General features: G+C 68.0%; 15 protein-coding genes and 1 tRNA gene. 6 read left to right on the forward strand and 10 right to left on the reverse strand.

What is annotated here, in order from left to right; all coding sequences use genetic code 11:
- Positions 1–20: 20 nt before the first annotated feature.
- From rnk to mdlC, 3 genes are all read right to left on the reverse strand, one after another.
- Positions 21–434, reverse strand: coding sequence for a nucleoside diphosphate kinase regulator (rnk, locus tag AC0IZS_RS17825; protein WP_057199729.1), 414 nt, complete (start codon positions 432–434; stop codon positions 21–23).
- Positions 435–563: 129 nt separating this feature from the next.
- Positions 564–1580 (reverse strand): Bug family tripartite tricarboxylate transporter substrate binding protein, encoded by a 1017-nt coding sequence (locus AC0IZS_RS17830; protein ID WP_471636826.1) that lies wholly within the window; start codon positions 1578–1580, stop codon positions 564–566.
- 204 nt (positions 1581–1784) lie between these two features.
- The gene (gene mdlC / locus AC0IZS_RS17835; protein WP_471636827.1) at positions 1785–3416 is read right to left on the reverse strand and encodes a benzoylformate decarboxylase; all 1632 of its coding nucleotides are present in this window, start codon (positions 3414–3416) and stop codon (positions 1785–1787) included.
- Between the two features lie 91 nt (positions 3417–3507).
- Between mdlC and AC0IZS_RS17840 the strand changes: the two genes are divergently transcribed.
- Both AC0IZS_RS17840 and AC0IZS_RS17845 read left to right on the forward strand, forming a co-directional pair.
- On the forward strand, positions 3508–4407 hold the full coding sequence (locus tag AC0IZS_RS17840; protein WP_471636828.1) for a LysR family transcriptional regulator: 900 nt from the start codon (positions 3508–3510) through the stop codon (positions 4405–4407).
- 44 nt (positions 4408–4451) lie between these two features.
- Complete coding sequence (locus tag AC0IZS_RS17845; RefSeq protein WP_471636829.1) at positions 4452–5339, forward strand: methylglyoxal synthase; 888 nt, start codon at positions 4452–4454, stop codon at positions 5337–5339.
- 7 nt (positions 5340–5346) lie between these two features.
- On the opposite strand, the gene AC0IZS_RS17850 is transcribed toward AC0IZS_RS17845, so the two are convergent.
- The gene (locus tag AC0IZS_RS17850; protein WP_471636830.1) at positions 5347–6051 is read right to left on the reverse strand and encodes a haloacid dehalogenase type II; all 705 of its coding nucleotides are present in this window, start codon (positions 6049–6051) and stop codon (positions 5347–5349) included.
- Positions 6052–6156: 105 nt separating this feature from the next.
- Here AC0IZS_RS17850 and AC0IZS_RS17855 point away from each other — a divergent pair, with 105 nt between their 5' ends.
- The 3 genes from AC0IZS_RS17855 (at position 6157) to AC0IZS_RS17865 (ending at position 9616) form a co-directional block, all read left to right on the forward strand.
- Positions 6157–7023, forward strand: a complete 867-nt coding sequence (locus AC0IZS_RS17855; RefSeq protein ID WP_471636831.1) for a LysR family transcriptional regulator — start codon at positions 6157–6159, stop codon at positions 7021–7023.
- Between the two features lie 132 nt (positions 7024–7155).
- On the forward strand, positions 7156–8268 hold the full coding sequence (locus tag AC0IZS_RS17860; RefSeq protein WP_471639548.1) for a PA0069 family radical SAM protein: 1113 nt from the start codon (positions 7156–7158) through the stop codon (positions 8266–8268).
- Between the two features lie 985 nt (positions 8269–9253).
- Positions 9254–9616 (forward strand): cupin domain-containing protein, encoded by a 363-nt coding sequence (locus AC0IZS_RS17865; protein ID WP_471636832.1) that lies wholly within the window; start codon positions 9254–9256, stop codon positions 9614–9616.
- Positions 9617–9646: 30 nt separating this feature from the next.
- On the opposite strand, the gene AC0IZS_RS17870 is transcribed toward AC0IZS_RS17865, so the two are convergent.
- Positions 9647–9740 (reverse strand) — tRNA-Leu (locus AC0IZS_RS17870).
- Positions 9741–9893: 153 nt separating this feature from the next.
- Here AC0IZS_RS17870 and AC0IZS_RS17875 point away from each other — a divergent pair.
- Positions 9894–10793, forward strand: a complete 900-nt coding sequence (locus tag AC0IZS_RS17875; RefSeq protein WP_471636833.1) for a LysR family transcriptional regulator — start codon at positions 9894–9896, stop codon at positions 10791–10793.
- On the opposite strand, the gene AC0IZS_RS17880 is transcribed toward AC0IZS_RS17875, so the two are convergent.
- The 5 genes from AC0IZS_RS17880 to AC0IZS_RS17900 all read right to left on the reverse strand — a co-directional run bounded on the left by AC0IZS_RS17880 (position 10756) and on the right by AC0IZS_RS17900 (position 16297).
- Complete coding sequence (locus tag AC0IZS_RS17880; protein WP_471636834.1) at positions 10756–11997, reverse strand: L-dopachrome tautomerase-related protein; 1242 nt, start codon at positions 11995–11997, stop codon at positions 10756–10758. The genes AC0IZS_RS17875 and AC0IZS_RS17880 overlap by 38 nt on opposite strands.
- The gene (locus AC0IZS_RS17885) at positions 11997–12287 is read right to left on the reverse strand and encodes a putative quinol monooxygenase (protein ID WP_471636835.1); all 291 of its coding nucleotides are present in this window, start codon (positions 12285–12287) and stop codon (positions 11997–11999) included. The genes AC0IZS_RS17880 and AC0IZS_RS17885 overlap by 1 nt, the downstream gene beginning before the upstream one ends.
- 131 nt (positions 12288–12418) lie before the next feature.
- The gene (locus AC0IZS_RS17890) at positions 12419–14206 is read right to left on the reverse strand and encodes a phosphoethanolamine transferase (protein ID WP_471636836.1); all 1788 of its coding nucleotides are present in this window, start codon (positions 14204–14206) and stop codon (positions 12419–12421) included.
- A gap of 93 nt (positions 14207–14299) precedes the next feature.
- Complete coding sequence (gene fghA / locus AC0IZS_RS17895; RefSeq protein ID WP_471636837.1) at positions 14300–15169, reverse strand: S-formylglutathione hydrolase; 870 nt, start codon at positions 15167–15169, stop codon at positions 14300–14302.
- 12 nt (positions 15170–15181) lie between these two features.
- Entirely contained in the window at positions 15182–16297 is a 1116-nt protein-coding gene (locus AC0IZS_RS17900; RefSeq protein ID WP_471639549.1) for an S-(hydroxymethyl)glutathione dehydrogenase/class III alcohol dehydrogenase, read from the reverse strand.
- Positions 16298–16501 lie beyond the last annotated feature (204 nt).

Consider the following 16501-nt stretch of genomic DNA (forward strand, 5'->3'; position numbering starts at 1 on the left):
CACGCCTCCCGGGGTGAGGCTTACCTGTGCAGTTCGCCAGCCGCTTCCGGCTGGTACAGGATGGCCTTCACCCGCACCGTCATCGGCTTGCCGCCGGGGCCGGGCCACACCAGCGCATCGCCCACCGCCAGGCCCAGCAGGGCGCTGCCCACGGGCGCGAAGATCGACAGGCGGTCGGCGCTGCCGTCCATGTCGCGCGGGTACACCAGCGTCAGGCAGAACTCCTTGCCCGTTTCTTCGATGGCGAACTGCACCGTGGAGTTCATCGTCACCACATGCGGCGGGATGTCCTCGGGCGCCACCACGTCGGCGCGGTCAATCTCGGCCTGCAGATCGGCCTTGCCGGGGAAGACGCTGGCGGGAATAGCGGCCAGCAGGGCTTCGATGCGGTCGACGTCCAGGGACGACAGGATGATCTGGGGCTTGCGCGCCATGGGGTACCTCGCAGGGTGGTGGTTGCAAAGGGCGGGACTATAGGCCGGCAGGCCGGGTTTGCCGTCAATCTCGCACTGCACCGTGCGGGCTTTGGCGCGCGGCGCTTGGCCGCGCTGCCGCCCCAGGGATCAATCGCCCTTGATGTTGCGCGCCTTGATCAGCGCGCCGAAGCGCGTGCTGTCGATCTTTGCGCGCTCATTGAAGTCGGCGGGCGACATGGGCGCGGGCACGCCGCCCAGGGCGGTGATGCGCTCCTGCACGGCGGGCGTGGCCAGCACCTTGTTGATCTCGCGGTTCAGGCGCGTCACCACCTCGGCCGGGGTGCCTGCGGGCGCATAGAAGCCGAACCAGGTGTCGGCGTCAAAGCCCTTCAAGCCCACCTCGGCCAGCGTGGGCACATCGGGGAACAGCGGCGAGCGTTTGGAGCTGCCCACGGCCAGCAGCTTGAGCTTGTTGGCCTTCACGTGCTGCAGGCCGATGCCCGGGTCGAACATGAAGTCCACCTGTCCGCCCAGCAGGTCCTGCATGGCGGGCGCAGCGCCGCGGTAGGGCACGTGTACCGCGAACACGTTGGCCTGGGCCTTGAGCATCTCGGCCGCCAGGTGCGGCGAGCTGCCGTTGCCCGGCGTGCCGAAGCTCAGCTTACCCGGGTTGGCCTTGAGGTGCGCCAGGAACTCCTGGATGGTGTTCACCGGCAGCGTGGGCCGCACCTCCAGGAACACCAGCACGCGCGCCGCCGCGGCCACGGGCACCAGGTCCTTCACCGGGTCGAAGGGCATCTTGGGGTAGATGTGCGGGTTCACCGAGACCATGCCGCCCGAGCTCATGAGCAGCGTGTAGCCATCGGCCGGCGACTTGGCCACCGCCTCGCCACCGATGTTGCCGCCCGCGCCGCCCCGGTTCTCCACCACCACCGGCTGGCCCAGCGCCGCCTGCAGCGGCACCGTCACTGCGCGCGCGATCTGGTCGGCCGCGCCGCCCGCCGGGAAGTTGACCACCACGCGGATGGGCTTGGCCGGATAGGTATCGGCCATTGCGCTGGCCGGCAGCAGGGCGCTGCCCGTGAGCGCCGCCAGGGCTAAGGCGCCGGCTAGGCTGCGGCGATGAAGGGATGGATGGTTCAGGCGTGTGCTGGTGTCGGTCATGGTTTTGTCTCCGTTACTTGGGGCGCCCGGTAGAGCCGGGTCTGCTGTCTTGTGGTGGCGAATTGAATGGGTTTTCAAATCCTTGGCTGCTTGAGCGGCTAAAAAAGCCCAGCGAAGCGGTTCTGGCTAGGCGCTGCGTCGCAGGCAGTACGGGTAGTACGACAAGACGCAGCAACGACGCCAGAAGGGATTTTTTAGACACTCTCAGGCCACATCGACCTCCACCAGGATGGGGCGGGGGTGCGCCAGCGCCTCGCGCAGCACCTGGTGCAGTTGCGCAGGGTCGCTCACCTGCACCGCATCGCAGCCCTGGCCGCGCGCCAGCGCCAGAAAGTCGAGGTCCGGCAGGTCCGTGCCTTCGAGCTTGTCGTCGGGCCCGAAGCCGAAGGTCGGCGCAAACTCCTGCAGTGCCGCATAGCGCCGGTTCTTGAGGATGATGAAGGTGATGGGCAGGCGCAGCTGCGCCGCGCTCCACAGCGCCTGGATGGAGTACATCGCCGAGCCATCGCCCAGCAGGCCGATGACCTTGCGCTCCGGGTGCGCCAGGGCCACGCCCACGGCGGCCGGCATGGCATAGCCCAGGCCTCCGCTGCACATGGTGTAGAAGGTTTCGCTGTGCAGGATGGGCAGGTAGGCATGCATGGCGGCGCGCGAACTCGGGGCCTCTTCCACCACGATGGAATGCGCGTCGCGCACCTCGGCCAGGGTCTGCATCACGTACTGCACGCTCATCAGGGCCGAGGGCTCGGCGCGCGGGCGCACGGCCCGCAGCGGGGGCGTGGTGCGCGAAGACAGTGTGGGCGGAGCAGGACGTGCCAGCAGGTCCTGCACGCCCAGGCGCACCCCGCCCACGGCCGAGGTGCCCTCGGGCGTCCAGGCCGCCGTGCCGGGGTCTTCGATCAGCTGCACCAGTTGCGCACCGGGCGGCACGTGCGGGCCGTGGCCCTCCACATGGTAGGTGAAGGCCGCTGCGCCCAGCGCAAACACCAGGTCGTGCCCGCCCAGCAGCGCCACGATCTTCTCGCGCATGGCCGGCAGTACGCCGGCAAACAGCCGGTGGTCCTGCGGAAAGCCGCAGCGCCCCGACATGGGGGCGATCCACACCGCCGCGTTGTGCCGCTCGGCCAGTGCGACCACATCGTCCCATGCGCCATCGCGGTCCACCGCCGCACCGACCACGAAGACCGGGCGCTGCGCCGCATCGAGCGCGTCGCCGATGGCGCCCAGCACGCGTGGCTCGGGCCGCGCTTCGGTACTCACTGTGCGTGCTGCCAGCGGCTCGCAGGGCTTATCCCAATCGTCCGCGGGAATGGACACCAGCACCGGCCCGCGCGGCTGCTGCATGGCGATGTAGTAGGCGCGGGCAATGGCCAGCGGCACGTCCTCGGCGCGCGCCGGCTCGATGCTCCACTTCACGTAGGGCTTGGGCAGCTCCGTGGCCTGGCCCGAGAACAGGAAGGGGTCGAACGGCAGGATGGATCGCGCCTGCTGCCCGGCTGTGATCACCATCGGCGTGCGGTTCTTGTGCGCCGTGAAGATATTGCCCATGGCATGGCCCACGCCCGCCGCCGAGTGCAGGTTCACGAAGGCCGCGTTGTGCGTGGCCTGGGCATAGCCGTCGGCCATGCCCACCACCACCGCCTCCTGCAGGCCCAGGATGTAGCGAAAGTCCTTGGGGAAGTCGAGGAACAGCGGCAGCTCGGTCGAGCCCGGGTTGCCGAAGATGGTGTCGATGCCGAAGCCGCGCAGCAAGTCGAGCACGACCTCGCGCACGCTGGGGCGCAGGTCGGTGGCGGGGGCGGTGCCGGCAGCACGGGAATCAAGGGCCTGGAGCATGGGGCAGGGTGGATAGCAAAAGGAAGCACCGATCTTCGGCCCCCGCCGCACATCCATCAATACAATGAAACGACTAAGCGGTATTCGCCCAATGCATATCAAGGACATCGACCTCAACCTGCTGCGCCTGTTCGATGCGGTCTACCGCACGCGCAGCGTGAGCCGCGCCGCCGAGCTCATGGACCTGACGCAGCCCGCAGCCAGCCAGGCGCTCACGCGGCTGCGCCTGCTGATCAAGGACCCGCTGTTCGTGCGCGCCGGCGGTGGCGTGCAGCCCACCCCCAAGGCCGACCGCCTGGCCGACGCCGTGCGCAGCGCCCTGGGCACGCTGGAAGAGGCGCTCAACGAATCCGCCCTGTTCGACCCGCTGCAGTCGCGCAAGGTGTTCCGCATCCACATGAGCGACATCGGCGAGGGCCGCTTTCTGCCCGACCTCATGCTCGCACTGCGCCAGCAGGCGCCCGGCGTGCGGCTCGAAACCCTGCCCGTGGCGGGTGACCAGATCGCGCCCCTGCTCGACAGCGGCCGCATCGACTTCGCCTTCGGCTTTTTGCCCGCGGTGAAGGACACGCAGCGCGTGCAGTTGCTCAATGACCGCTACATCGTGCTGCTGCGCGAAGGCCACCCCTTTGCCAAACGCCGGCGCAACGCCACGGCATTGCTCGACGACCTGCGCCAGCTCGAATTCGTCGCCGTGCGCTCGCATTCGGACACCCTGCGCATCCTGGCCCTGCTGCAGCTCGAAGACCGCCTGCGCCTGACCACCGAGCACTTCATGGTGCTGCCCTCCATCGTGCGCGGTACGGATCTCGCCGTGGTCATGCCGCGCAACATCGCACGCGGCTTTGCGGCGCAGGGCGGCTACACCATCATCGAGCCTGCGCTGCCGCTGCGCGACTTCACCGTGTCGCTGCACTGGAGCAAACGCTTCGAGGCCGACCCGGGCAACCAGTGGCTGCGCGCGGTGATCGAGGGGCTGTTCAAGGAGTAGAGCCGCCAGAGCGGGCGTTAGACTGGCATGCGAATTCGGAGTACATGGTGACGACAACCCTTCCCCCACGAACCTTCGGCCTGGCCGCCCACCGCCTGCACCGCTCCACCGCCGACGGCGGCCTGGCCCAATGGGCCGCGGCGTCGCACACTGCCCTGCAAGAACTGCAACTGGGCATCGCCGCCGTGGGAGGCTGCGCCGACGCCATCGAGCAGCATGCCCTGGCAGGCCACTTCCCGCGCCTCCTGCGCCTGCCCTATGGGCGTGAGGGTGGCGTGATGCGGGTGGTCTCGCGCATTGCGGGGGGCGTGCACCCCGAACAGGAACTGACCGGTGCCATCTACCTGCTGGACCCGCTCGACCCCTCGTCCCTGTACCCCGAGGCGCAGGCCCTCAAGCGCCAGTGCATCTCGCACGGCAAGCCGCTGCTGCTCACGGTGGCCGCTGCCATCGAATGGGTGGCCGTGGAGGCTGCGCTGCAGGCCGGGGTCTCGCTGCGCGAGCGCCCGCCGGCGATGGTGCCTTCCATCGACAAGCAATCCGTCGCACTGATCGCCCACGATGCCTTGAAGTCGGCCATGGTGGACTTTGCCTTTCGGCATTTCGACCTGCTCTCGCAGACACGTGAGCGCTTTGCCACCGGCACCACGGGCGGCCGGCTCAACGAGATGGCCTGGTCCCGCGGCTGGCCGCGCGACCTGCCGTGGGTGCAGCCCCTGCGCAGCGGCCCGTTGGGGGGTGACGCGCAGATCGCCGAGCTGGTGCTCGACAAGCGCTGCGACAAGGTGCTCTTCTTCGAGGACGTGCATGTGGCGCGCCAGCATGAGGCGGACATCCAATTGCTGGAGCGTGCCGTATGCACCAAGAGCTTCGAGGCCGCCTGCTACCACACGCCCGCCATGGCCGACGCCTGGGCAAGGGCCTGGGCGTAGATAAACGCTACCAGCCCAGCGTCGCAAAAAGGTCCACCACCCCGCGCAGATCGCCCACGGTGGCATCGGGCTGGTAGTCGGGCAGCAGGCGCCGCCCGGTGCCCCGGTCCACCCAGATGCAGCGAAAGCCGATGTCGCGCGCTGCCGCGTGGTCCAGGTGCGGGCTCGCGCAGATGTGCACCACCTCGGCCGGCTGCACGCCCAGTTGCGCATGGGCATGGTCGAACAGCCGGCGGTCGGGCTTGTAGGCGCCGGCCTGCTGGGCGGTGATCACCCGGTCGATCAAGCCGCCGAGTTGCGCCACGTTGCCGGCAATGATGTCGTCGTCGGTGTTGGACACGATGGCCAGGCGGTGGCCTGCGGCCTTGAGCGCCCGCAACGCGCCCACCACCTCGGCGAAGGGCGGCATGGTGCCGATGCGGCCGGCGAGCAGCCCGGCATCGCCGGGCGATTCAGGTAGCCCCAATTGCGCCAGGGTGCGCTGCAGCCCTTCGCCCGACACCTCGCGAAAACTGCGGTGCGGCGGCGTCTGCTCCAGCGCGTGTTCGTGCCGGTCGTAGACCGCGATGAGTTCTTCGGGCGGGGTGCCCGCGGCGCCCTTGCGCGCCAGCAGCTCGCGCACGGCCTCTTGCAAGCCTTCATCCCACTGGATGAGGGTGCCGTAGCAGTCGAAGGTCAGCCACAAAGGGCGGGGGGTGTTGTGCAAAGGCATGGTTCGGTTCGCATCGTTTCAATGAGATGCGTAGCATGCGCAAGGCTTGCGATATTGGAAAATTAAATGTTCAAATGCAATGCAGTTGAATTTTGGATATGAGCCATGCTGGACCTGGAACTGTTGAAAACCCTGGTGTGCGTCGTTGAAGAGGGCAGCTTCACGCGCGGGGCCGAGCGCGTGCACCGCACGCAGTCCACCGTCAGCCAGCAGATCGCCAAGCTCGAAGAGCGGGTAGGCCACCCCTTGCTGCAGCGCGACCGCAGCGGCAAACAGGCCCTGCCCACCGAACAGGGCGAGCTGCTGGTGCATTACGCCCGCCGCCTGCTGGCCATGGCGCAGGAGGCCGAAGACGCGCTGGCCGCCACCCCGGGGCAGGTGGCATTGCGCCTGGGCGTGCCGGAAGATTTCGACGCCCGGCGCATGTCCGGCGTGCTGGCGGGCTTCAGCGCCGCACATCCCGCCCTGCGGCTGGAAACGGTGAGCGGCATGAGCAGCGACCTGCAGCGCCGGCTGGTCCACGGCGAAATAGACCTGGCCCTGATGAAGCGCGAGCCCGGCAGCGGCGAATGCGTCGCCGCCTGGCCCGAGCGCCTGGTGTGGGCCGTCGGCCAGGGCTTCGCACCAGACGCCGATGGCGCGGTGCCGCTGGTGCTGTTCCCTGCGGGCTGCATCTACCGCCTGCGCGCCGTGCGGCTGCTGGAGAAGGCGGGTCGCCCCTGGCGCCAGGCCTTCGGCAGCCAGAGCCTGACGTCCGTGCAGGCAGCGGTCGCTGCGGGCCTGGGCGTCAGCGTGCTGCCCCGCTCGGCGCTGCTGGCCGAACACCGCACGCTGGGCCGCGCTGCAGGTTTCGAGCCCCCGCCCCCCACCGAGCTCGCCCTGGTGGGCGCCGGCCCCCGTGGCATGCCCCTGGGTCGGGGGCTGAAGCAACTGGCCGACTACCTGGTAGGACAACTCGGCAAGCGGCGCTGAGCCAGCGACAGCGCCAGGTGGATTGCGATGCAGGCCGCACCACGTAACAGCCCGGCATGAAAAGCCAAATAACTGTATATTTATACAGTTATGAAGCCGCCTCCGCCCGACGACGACAACGCCCCCCAGGTGATGCAGGAGGTGCGCATCCCCCTGCAGGCGGTGCGCGGTCGGGGGGCGGCCACGGCGCTGGCCCACCGCTTCGTGCGCGACACGCGCGAGGTGGTGGACGACGGCTGGGACGCCTGTGCGGAAGAGGGCGACGAACAACCCGCGCCACTCACCACCCAGGTGCATCTGGAGACGGCAAAGAGCGCCATCTGCGCCAACGATTCGCCGGACATATTTTTCGAGCTCTCGGTCAACCCCTACCGGGGCTGCGAGCATGGCTGTGTGTACTGCTACGCGCGGCCCACGCACAGTTATCTCAATATGTCGCCGGGGCTTGATTTCGAAACGCAGATCATCGCCAAGCACAACATCGCCGCGCTGCTGCGCGACGAACTGGGCCGGGCCAGCCATGTGCCGCAGCTCATCAACATCGGCTCGGCCACCGACTGCTACCAGCCTGTGGAGCGCGAGCTGAAACTCACGCGCGGCCTGATCGAGGTGATGCGCGACATGCGCCACCCGTTCTCGCTGATCACCAAGTCCGCCGGGGTGGAGCGCGACCTCGACCTGCTCGCCCCGCTGGCGGCGCAGCGCCTGACGGCCGTGTACGTCACCATCACCACGCTCGATGCCGCCCTGGCGCGCCGCATGGAGCCGCGCGCCGCTGCGCCCCACCGGCGCCTGCGCACCATCCGCACACTGGCCGAGGCGGGCATCCCCGTGGGCGTGAGCGTGGCGCCGCAGATCCCCTTCATCACCGAAGACATGGAACAGGTGCTGCAGGCCGCGCACGAGGCCGGGGCCACCAGCGCCTTCTACACCGTGCTGCGCCTGCCGTGGGAGCTGGACCCCCTGTTTCGCGAGTGGCTGGAGCTGCACTACCCGCAGCGCGCGGCGCGGGTGATGGCCCGGGTGCAGGACCTGCATGCGCTGGACCCTGCGCAGCGCGCTGCGGGCAAGGTCTATGCCAGTGACTTTGCCACGCGGATGAAGGGGACGGGATTGTGGGCCGATATGTTGCGACAGCGCTTTGCGGCCACTTGCCGCAAGTTGGGGCTTAACCGGGGGCGGACGGAGTTGGATTTGACGCAGTACCGGGCTGCGTTTGCGAGGAATCAGGGGTGTCTGTTTTAAGCGGCTTGCCTCGATCTTGCAGGGGAGTTCTGGGTTGGTGGTTGCTTCTCTTCTTTGTTGGAGGTCGGGAGCCGGGATGTGCGCCCGGCGGCGCAGTAACTTTCTCTTGGCCGCCAAGAGAAAGTCACCAAAGAGAAGGCGGCCCCCAGTCTGCGACCCCCATCGCCCTGTCGGGCGATGGGGGCAACCTGCGATGCTCGGGCCTGGGGTGGTGCCGATGAACTCGCTGCGTTCTTCGAACTCCGCTCAAACAGCATCGGCAAGCCAGACCACGAAGCGTGTGTGTCCTTCGGCACACACGCCCACCCCAGCCCCTGCGCTTCTCGGCGCAGCCAGCAGGGGTGGGGAGCGGGGACAAACACGGCTGCTGCTTCGCAGCTGCGCCTGGGGTCGGTTCGCGCTGTGCGCTGCCGACGGTGCGGGCGCAGCCGCCCTGTCCAGGCCAAGCGCAGCGAGGCAGTTGGGGCCGAGCGAAGCAATGGCCCGTATGGAGCCCGCTCCCACCCCCTTCTGACCGTGCCGAGAAGCGCAGGGCCTGGGGTGAGCGCGTGCCGAAGGACACGCGCCTCGTCATCTGGCTCGCCGAAGCTGTCTGACCGGAGCTGCCTCGCAGAGGCAGCGCAGGGAGTTCTTCGGCGTCACCCCAGGACCGAGCATCGCAGGCTGCCCCCTCGTACGCAGTACGAGGGGGACACGGGCAGCGGGGTCGCCTTTCTTTGGGGTACGTTTCTTTGGCGACGCAAAGAAAGGTACCTCGGCCGCCGGGCCGAGACCCGGCTCCCGCCCGCAACATAGGCATGAGGTCTAACAGAAGCACTGCGCCGCCGGGCGCACACCCCGGCCTCCGACTACAGCAAAGGCATGCAGCAACCACCACACCAAAGCCGTTGAATCGATCGGCACGTGGTTTACCCATATCTTGGACCACAGCAACGCCGGTCCAGCTCTTGCTTGCAGCTTCTCTTTTCAGAACCCTGCACCCTCCATGAACATCACCATCCTCCCCCAGACCGCCACCCTCCAGGGTCTGGAAAGCCAAGGCCCCGCAGCCCGCCCCCTGACCCAACCCCCCGCCCAGTTCAGCGGCATCGACATCGACCTCGTGGGCGCCGGCGGCAACGCCACCGGCATCTGGGAATCCACCCCCGGCCGCTTTGCACGCCACCTGCCCAATGCCGAGGTCATGCACATCCTGGCCGGGTCGTGCACCTTCACGCCCACCGATGGCACACCGCAGGATTTCCGCGCGGGCGATACCGTGTTCTTCCCCGCCCACACCACGGGCGAGTGGCAGGTGCACGAAACCCTGCGCAAGGTCTATGTACTGATGGCAGTGCCAACGACCTGATAGGGCTTTCCTTCTGCGGCGGAGGCAAGCTGGTGCCCCGAGCCGGGGTCGAACCGGCACGCCCCTTGGCCGGAAGGCGGCGGATTTTTAGGTCCGCAGCGTCTCTAAATGTCACCATCGGGGCACCTTCTGGCCAAGGCGGTCGTGCAACCGCCTGACGTCATTGCATCGCCTTGCTGTGCTGCAGCACCGCCTGCAGTTCCCGTCTGGCCATACGGTTGAATGCGAACCCGTCTGAAGCCTGCCATGACCACCCGCTCCGGCTACAGTCCAGTGCATGGATCGACTCGCCACCTTCCGCCTGCTGGTGCGCCTGGCAGAGCTTGAAAGCTTCTCCGCCGCCGCGGCAGAACTCGACATGTCCGCATCCGCCGCCAGCAAGGCCATTGCCGAGCTGGAGGCGACCCTGGGTGCGCGCCTCGTGCACCGCACCACGCGCCGCGTGTCAATGACCGAGGTGGGCGCGGGCTACGTGGAGAGGGCCCGCTCGGTGCTGCTCGCGGTGGAAGAGGCCGACACCGAGGCCGCCGGTGCGGCCGGTGCCGCCGCAGGCCGGCTGCGGCTGAACGCGCCCATGGCCCTGGGCCTGGCCGACCTGGGCGCGGCGCTCACCGATTTTGCGGCCGCACACCCGCAGGTCGAGCTCGACCTGGAGCTGGGCGACCGCCATGTGGACCTGCTCGCCGAAGGCTTTGACCTGGGCCTGCGCGCCACCACCGACCCCAAGGATTCGAGCTACACGGCCCAGCGCATCGCGTCGTTCGACCTGCACGTGTGCGCCACGCCGGCCTACCTGGCCCGCTGTGGTCACCCCGCCTCGCCCGACGGCCTGTCGGGCCATGCCTGCTTTGCTTATTCATACGCCACGGCCGGCGCACGCTGGCCTCTGCGCTGGGCGGGTGATACGCATGTCACCGTGGCCCCGCGCATGCGCGCCAACAGCACCTTGTTCCTCAAGCGGCTGGTGATGGCCGACCTGGGTATTGCCGTGCTGCCCGATTTCGTGGCCCGCAATGAGATGGCTGCAGGCACCCTGGTGGAGCTGTTCCCCACCGTCGAGCGCCCGCCGCTGGTGCTCTACGCCATCTACCCCGAGCGGCGGCTCGTGCCGCGCAAGGTATCGCTGTGCGTGGCCTTTCTCAAGGACTGGTTCGCGCGCGTGCCCGGGCCTGCTTGAGCGGCAGCCGCCACAGCTCGTAGCGCTCCTCCCCGGCCTTCACCGCGTCCGCAAAGTGGTCGTTCAGGTGGCTGGAGGTGAAGTACAGCGCGCCACCCGGGCCGATGGCCGGCGTGTCGGGCCATTGCACGCCCTCGTCTGCGGCCAGCAGGGCCAGGGTGCCCGTGGCGGGCTCATAGCGCACGATGCCGTTGCGCGTCACGTCGGTGATGTAGACCCGGCCCGCCGCATCTGCCACGATGCCATCGGTGTTGCCCCCCACGGCACCCAGGTCGCGGATGGCAGCTGCACGCTCTGCATCGCCGGCACCCGCATCGCGCAGCAGCGCCGTGGGCACTGCGCGCAGGCGCGTGCCGGTGGTCACCGTCCAGTAAAGCGTCTGCCCATCGGGCGACAGCGCCACGCCGTTCACGCCCAGCAGCAGCGGGTTGCCGGGCCAGACCTCCTCACCATGCGAGACGACCTTCACCCCCGGCTCGATCTGCAGGCTGGCATGCCGGTCGAGCACGCGGCGCGCCTGGCCACTGGCAAAGTCCACCACGATCAGGCCCACCTGGTTGTCGGGCGCGCTGCGCATACCGCTGTCGGCGATGTAGGCTACCTTGCGGCGCTCATCCACCGCCACATCGTTCAAAAAACTGCCGCTGCGGTCCGCCACGCCATCGAGCGCAATGGCCTTGACGGTGCGGCCCGTGCGCAGGTCGATCACCACCAGCTTCTGCGCGCCTTCCGGGGACATCTTCTCGCCCGCCACAAAGCCCATGTCCAGCGCCCACAGCCACTGGTTGTGCCGGTCCACATAGAAGCCCAGCACATTGCGCAGCGCTTCGCCGACGGGGCCGGCCACGGCATTGGCGGCTTGCGACGGAAATGCCGTGAGCCGCGCCGGGCCGCTTTTTGCCGTGGTGTCCAGAATGCTCAGCGTGGCCGGTGCATCGGCTGATACCAGGCGCGGCGTGCTCACGAAGGCGCGGCCCCTGGCATCGAAGTGCAACCCGGCAATCGGCGCGTTGACCGAGTTGGCAAACCGGGCGGGCGTGCGGCCTGCCGCGTCTGCCTTGTTGTCCCAGCTCACTCCGGAGTAGGAGCGCCAACGTTCGAGCACCGGTGCGTCACCCGCATGGGCCGCGGACGTGCCAGCCAGCACGGCGACAAGTGCAATGGCAGCAGCTTGCAGGGCGGAATGGTGGATAAGCCCGCGCATCACGCCACCTGCCGCATCTGGAACAGCTCGAACACGCCGATCATCGGCCCCGCATGGGCGCGAAACGCGTCCATGTGCGGCCCGGCCATGTGCGCCTCCCATGCCGCGCGGTCGCGCCAGCGCTCGTAGAAGATCACTTCGCCGGGCGTGGCCTCGGCTTCGTGCAGTTCGTAGGCAATGCAGCCCGGCAGGCTGCGGACGACGCCGACCAGTTCGACCTGGGCGGCAACCAGCGCCGCTTCATGACCGGGCTTGGCCTTGACGTGCGCAACAATGATGAGATCCGGCATGGGAGACAACCTTCCTGGTGGTGAATGGGATCACCGAAGATAGGTCTCCGTGCCTTGCAGATAAACCGGTGTGCAGTGCACAGACTGTGCACCGGGCGGAAAGAATAATCCCGCCGTCCGGCGGACTGCCCTCAGGACTTGCGGGGCGCCGCCGCCGCAGGCAGCGCCGCCCCATCGGCCTTCGCCTGCGCAGCCCCCGCATCCCGGCAGGGCGTGAACATGTCCTGCTCCGGCTGGTAAGCCCCCGTCTGCACGTCCATCAACCCCAGCACCGAATGAAAATAATGGTCGTGCGTGATGCGCCGCTCGCGCAGGTCGCGCTGCAGGCAACCCGTGCTGGCACCGATGCGCGCCTGCATGGCGGGCGAGAGCCAGGTGATCCAGGGCACGTGCTTTTGCACATCGGGCGCGATCGAATAGGGCAGGCCGTGCAGGTAGATGTTGTTCTCGCCCAGCGACTCGCCATGGTCGGCCACATACACCATGGCCGTCTGGGCCGTGGCGTCCTGCCGGCCCAGCCATTGCAGCACGCCGTCGAGAAATCGGTCCGTCTCCACCACGCTGTTGTCATAGGCGTTCACCACCTGCTGGCGGTCGCACTCCTGCAGCGCGGCGGAGGCGCATTCAGGCAGAAACTTTTTGGCATCGGGCGCAGAGCGCTTGTAGTACGCCGGCCCATGGCTGCCCAACTGGTGCATCACCACCACCGTGCCGCGCTGGCGCTGCTCGGCCGGCAGGGCGGCGATGCGCGCGTCCAGGTCTTTCAGCATGATGCGGTCCAGGCACTCGCCCTTGTGGGCGCACAGCTCGGGGTCTTTCAGGTTGGCGGTGTTGGTGTCGCCCAGGCGATCGCACACGCCCTTGCAGCCCGACTGGTTGTCCAGCCACAGCACGGCCAGGCCGGCGTGGTGCAGCACGTCGATCAGGCTCTCGAAGTTGGCGGATCGCCCCTCGTAGCCGCTCTTGCCCAGGTGCGAGAACATGCACGGCACCGATGCCGCCGTGCTGGTGCCGCACGACCAGGCATTGCCCGCACTCACCAGCTCCTTGCGGCGCGCCGACAGCAGGGGCGTGGTGTCGCGTGCATAGCCGTTGATGCCGAAATTGCCGCTGCGCCCGGTCTCGCCCAGCACCAGCACCAGCAGCGGCGGCTTGGCCTGGCCCGCATAGCTGGCGCCCAGGTGGGCATCGCGGCCCACAGGCACCAGCGTGCGGTTGTCCATGCGCAGGGGCCGGGTCGCCACGTTGCCCAACGCGTACACGCTGTTGAGCGGGTTGATCAAATAGCGCAGCTTGGTGTGGTTGCGCATGGTGGACGAAAAATCCTGAAACACCACCAGCAGGCTGGCCACGATGACCACGACGGAGCCCGCCAGCAGCAAGCCGTTGTGCGCCACTTGCTTGATCGGCGGCAGCCGCCGCACCGGCGTGCGCACCAGCCACAGCAGGGGTGGTGCGGCCAGCGCGGCCACCGTGGCCAGCATGCGCAGGCTCAGCAGGTCGCCGGCCTCGTGCACGTCGGTCTGCAGCACGTTGGTGAGCATGCTCGCGTCGATGGCAATGCCATAGGCCAGCATGAAGTACGCGCCAAAGGCCGCCATCACAACCAGCAGGGCGGCAGCGGGCTTGAGCGTCCAGCGCCAGGCCAGCAGGGCCAGCAGCCCGGCGTTGCCGGCCGTGACGATGGCCCCGAAGGCCAGCGCAAAGCCCCAGCCGCGCAGGCTGCCGTGGCCGGGCAGCGTAGCCACATCGCGCCACAGCGGCACGTTGCACACCGTGGCCAGCCACAGGCTGATCAGCAGCACCACCCAGGCCGGGTGCAGTTCCTCCCGCGGCGGTGCCGTGGGGTCGGGGCTGGTGGCATGCGGGGTGGAAGAAGAGGGCGGAAGGGGCCGCAGCAGCGGCAGGGTCTGGTGCATGGCGGGAGTCTCCCGCCCCAGGCTTAAGTGGCCATTAATGCCGGCTTAGCGTTTGCTTAGCGTCGGCCGGGCTGGCTTGGCGCCAGCCGGACTTCACACCTTGGTTTGGACGTCCAACTGCCCCGCATGGTGCGCCAGGTGGTCCGCCATGAAGCTCTGGATGAAGTAGTACCCGTGGTCGTACCCCTCGTGCCGGCGCAGCGTGAGCGGCTGGCCAATGGCCTGGCAGGCCGCCTCGAACAGCTCCGGGTGCAACTGCGTGGGCAAGAACTTGTCGGCCAGCCCCTGGTCGATCAATATGCCCGCAGGGTAGGGCGCCACCGGCTGGTGCTGCATCAGCACCGTGGCATCGTGCTCGATCCAGCCCGTGCGGTCCGCACCCAGGTAGCCGGTGAAGGCCTTCTCGCCCCAAGGGCACTGCGTGGGCGCGCAGATGGGCGCAAAGGCCGACACACTCTTGAACCGCCCCGGGTGGCGCAGCGCCAGCGTCAGCGCGCCATGCCCGCCCATCGAGTGGCCGAAAATGCCCAAGCGCTCGCCGTCCAAAGGCAACTGCGCCAGCACCTGCGGCAGCAGCTCTTTCATCAAATAGCTTTCCATGCGCCAGTGGCGCGCCCAGGGTTCGGCTGTGGCATCCACGTAAAACCCCGCACCCACGCCAAAGTCCCAGCTGTCGGCCTCGCCCGGCACGTTGGCGCCGCGCGGGCTGGTATCGGGCGCGATCAGCGCCAGCCCCAGCTCCGCCGCCAGGCGCTGCGCCCCGGCCTTGACCATGAAGGTCTCTTCCGTGCAGGTCAGCCCCGCCAGGAACAGCAGGGCCGGCACAGGCCCCTGCTGCGCCTGCGGCGGCAGAAAGACCGAGAACTTCATCGGCAGCCCGATCTCGGTGGATGCGTGCTGGTAAAAGCGCTGCACGCCGCCAAAGCAGGCGTGCTCGCTGAGCAGTTCAAACGTCGTGGACATATGCGCCAAGCCTCAGGCCGCGTACTTCACTACGGAACGGATGGACTTGCCTTCGTGCATCAGGTCAAACGCTTCGTTGATGTCCTTGAGCCCCATGGTGTGCGTCACAAACGGCTCCAGCTGGATCTTGCCGGCCATCGCGTCTTCCACCATGCCGGGCAACTCGCTGCGGCCCTTCACGCCGCCAAAGGCCGTGCCCATCCACTTGCGGCCCGTGACCAGCTGGAAGGGGCGGGTGGAGATCTCCTGCCCCGCGCCCGCCACGCCGATGATCACCGACTGGCCCCAGCCGCGGTGCGCGCATTCCAGCGCCGCACGCATCACGTTCACGTTGCCGATGCACTCGAAGCTGTGGTCCACGCCCCAGGTCGTCATCTCCACGATCACCTGCTGAATCGGCTTGTCATGGTCCTTGGGGTTCACGCAGTCGGTGGCGCCAAAGGTGCGGGCCAGGTCGAACTTGGAGGGGTTGGTGTCGATGGCGATGATGCGCCCGGCCTTGGCCAGCTTGGCACCCTGGATCACCGCCAGGCCAATGCCGCCCAGGCCAAACACCGCCACCGTATCGCCCTCCTGCACCTTGGCCGTGTTCTTCACCGCGCCCAGGCCCGTGGTCACGCCGCAGCCCAGCAGGCACACCTGCTCGGGGTTGGCCTTGGGGTTGATCTTGGCCAGCGACACCTCGGCCACCACCGTGTACTCGCTGAAGGTCGAGCAGCCCATGTAGTGGTAGATCGGCTGGCCGTTGTACGAAAAGCGCGTCGTGCCATCGGGCATCACGCCCTTGCCCTGCGTGGCGCGCACGGCCACGCACAGGTTGGTCTTGCCGCTCTTGCAAAACAGGCACTCGCCGCACTCTGCGGTGTAAAGCGGAATCACATGGTCGCCCGGCTTCACGCTGTTCACGCCTTCGCCCACCTCCACCACAATGCCCGCGCCCTCATGGCCCAGCACCACGGGGAACAGGCCCTCGGGGTCGTCGCCGCTCAGGGTAAAGGCATCCGTGTGGCACACGCCCGTGTCGGTGATGCGGATCAGCACCTCGCCCTTTTGGGGCGGCGCCACGTCGATCTCGACGATCTGCAGGGGTTCTCCGGCCTTGAAGGCCACGGCGGCTTTGGATTTGATGGTCATGGTGTTGGGGAATGGGTTGGTAGGGGGAGGAGGCCAGAGGCTCTGCGAACTCCGGGCACGGATTGACTGCATGACTGTAGGCCATGTGTGGGGCATACAGAAACCCATGGCCGCAGACCTTGGGGGTATGGCCGAATTCAACGGTACATGCCCTGGGCGGACATCGCCTCCCGTATAGTCCATCGCGTTCTTTCCACC

This window comes from Acidovorax sp. AC410, assembly GCF_979253235.1.

What these genes read in the sequence shown, in the direction of transcription:
- rnk (WP_057199729.1), bottom strand. Translation starts at nt 434, where the DNA reads ATGGCGCGCAAGCCCCAGATCATCCTGTCGTCCCTGGACGTCGACCGC.
- AC0IZS_RS17830 (WP_471636826.1), bottom strand. Translation starts at nt 1,580, where the DNA reads ATGACCGACACCAGCACACGCCTGAACCATCCATCCCTTCATCGCCGC.
- mdlC (WP_471636827.1), bottom strand. Translation starts at nt 3,416, where the DNA reads ATGCTCCAGGCCCTTGATTCCCGTGCTGCCGGCACCGCCCCCGCCACC.
- AC0IZS_RS17840 (WP_471636828.1), top strand. Translation starts at nt 3,508, where the DNA reads ATGCATATCAAGGACATCGACCTCAACCTGCTGCGCCTGTTCGATGCG.
- AC0IZS_RS17845 (WP_471636829.1), top strand. Translation starts at nt 4,452, where the DNA reads ATGGTGACGACAACCCTTCCCCCACGAACCTTCGGCCTGGCCGCCCAC.
- AC0IZS_RS17850 (WP_471636830.1), bottom strand. Translation starts at nt 6,051, where the DNA reads ATGCCTTTGCACAACACCCCCCGCCCTTTGTGGCTGACCTTCGACTGC.
- AC0IZS_RS17855 (WP_471636831.1), top strand. Translation starts at nt 6,157, where the DNA reads ATGCTGGACCTGGAACTGTTGAAAACCCTGGTGTGCGTCGTTGAAGAG.
- AC0IZS_RS17860 (WP_471639548.1), top strand. Translation starts at nt 7,156, where the DNA reads ATGCAGGAGGTGCGCATCCCCCTGCAGGCGGTGCGCGGTCGGGGGGCG.
- AC0IZS_RS17865 (WP_471636832.1), top strand. Translation starts at nt 9,254, where the DNA reads ATGAACATCACCATCCTCCCCCAGACCGCCACCCTCCAGGGTCTGGAA.
- AC0IZS_RS17875 (WP_471636833.1), top strand. Translation starts at nt 9,894, where the DNA reads ATGGATCGACTCGCCACCTTCCGCCTGCTGGTGCGCCTGGCAGAGCTT.
- AC0IZS_RS17880 (WP_471636834.1), bottom strand. Translation starts at nt 11,997, where the DNA reads ATGCGCGGGCTTATCCACCATTCCGCCCTGCAAGCTGCTGCCATTGCA.
- AC0IZS_RS17885 (WP_471636835.1), bottom strand. Translation starts at nt 12,287, where the DNA reads ATGCCGGATCTCATCATTGTTGCGCACGTCAAGGCCAAGCCCGGTCAT.
- AC0IZS_RS17890 (WP_471636836.1), bottom strand. Translation starts at nt 14,206, where the DNA reads ATGCACCAGACCCTGCCGCTGCTGCGGCCCCTTCCGCCCTCTTCTTCC.
- fghA (WP_471636837.1), bottom strand. Translation starts at nt 15,169, where the DNA reads ATGTCCACGACGTTTGAACTGCTCAGCGAGCACGCCTGCTTTGGCGGC.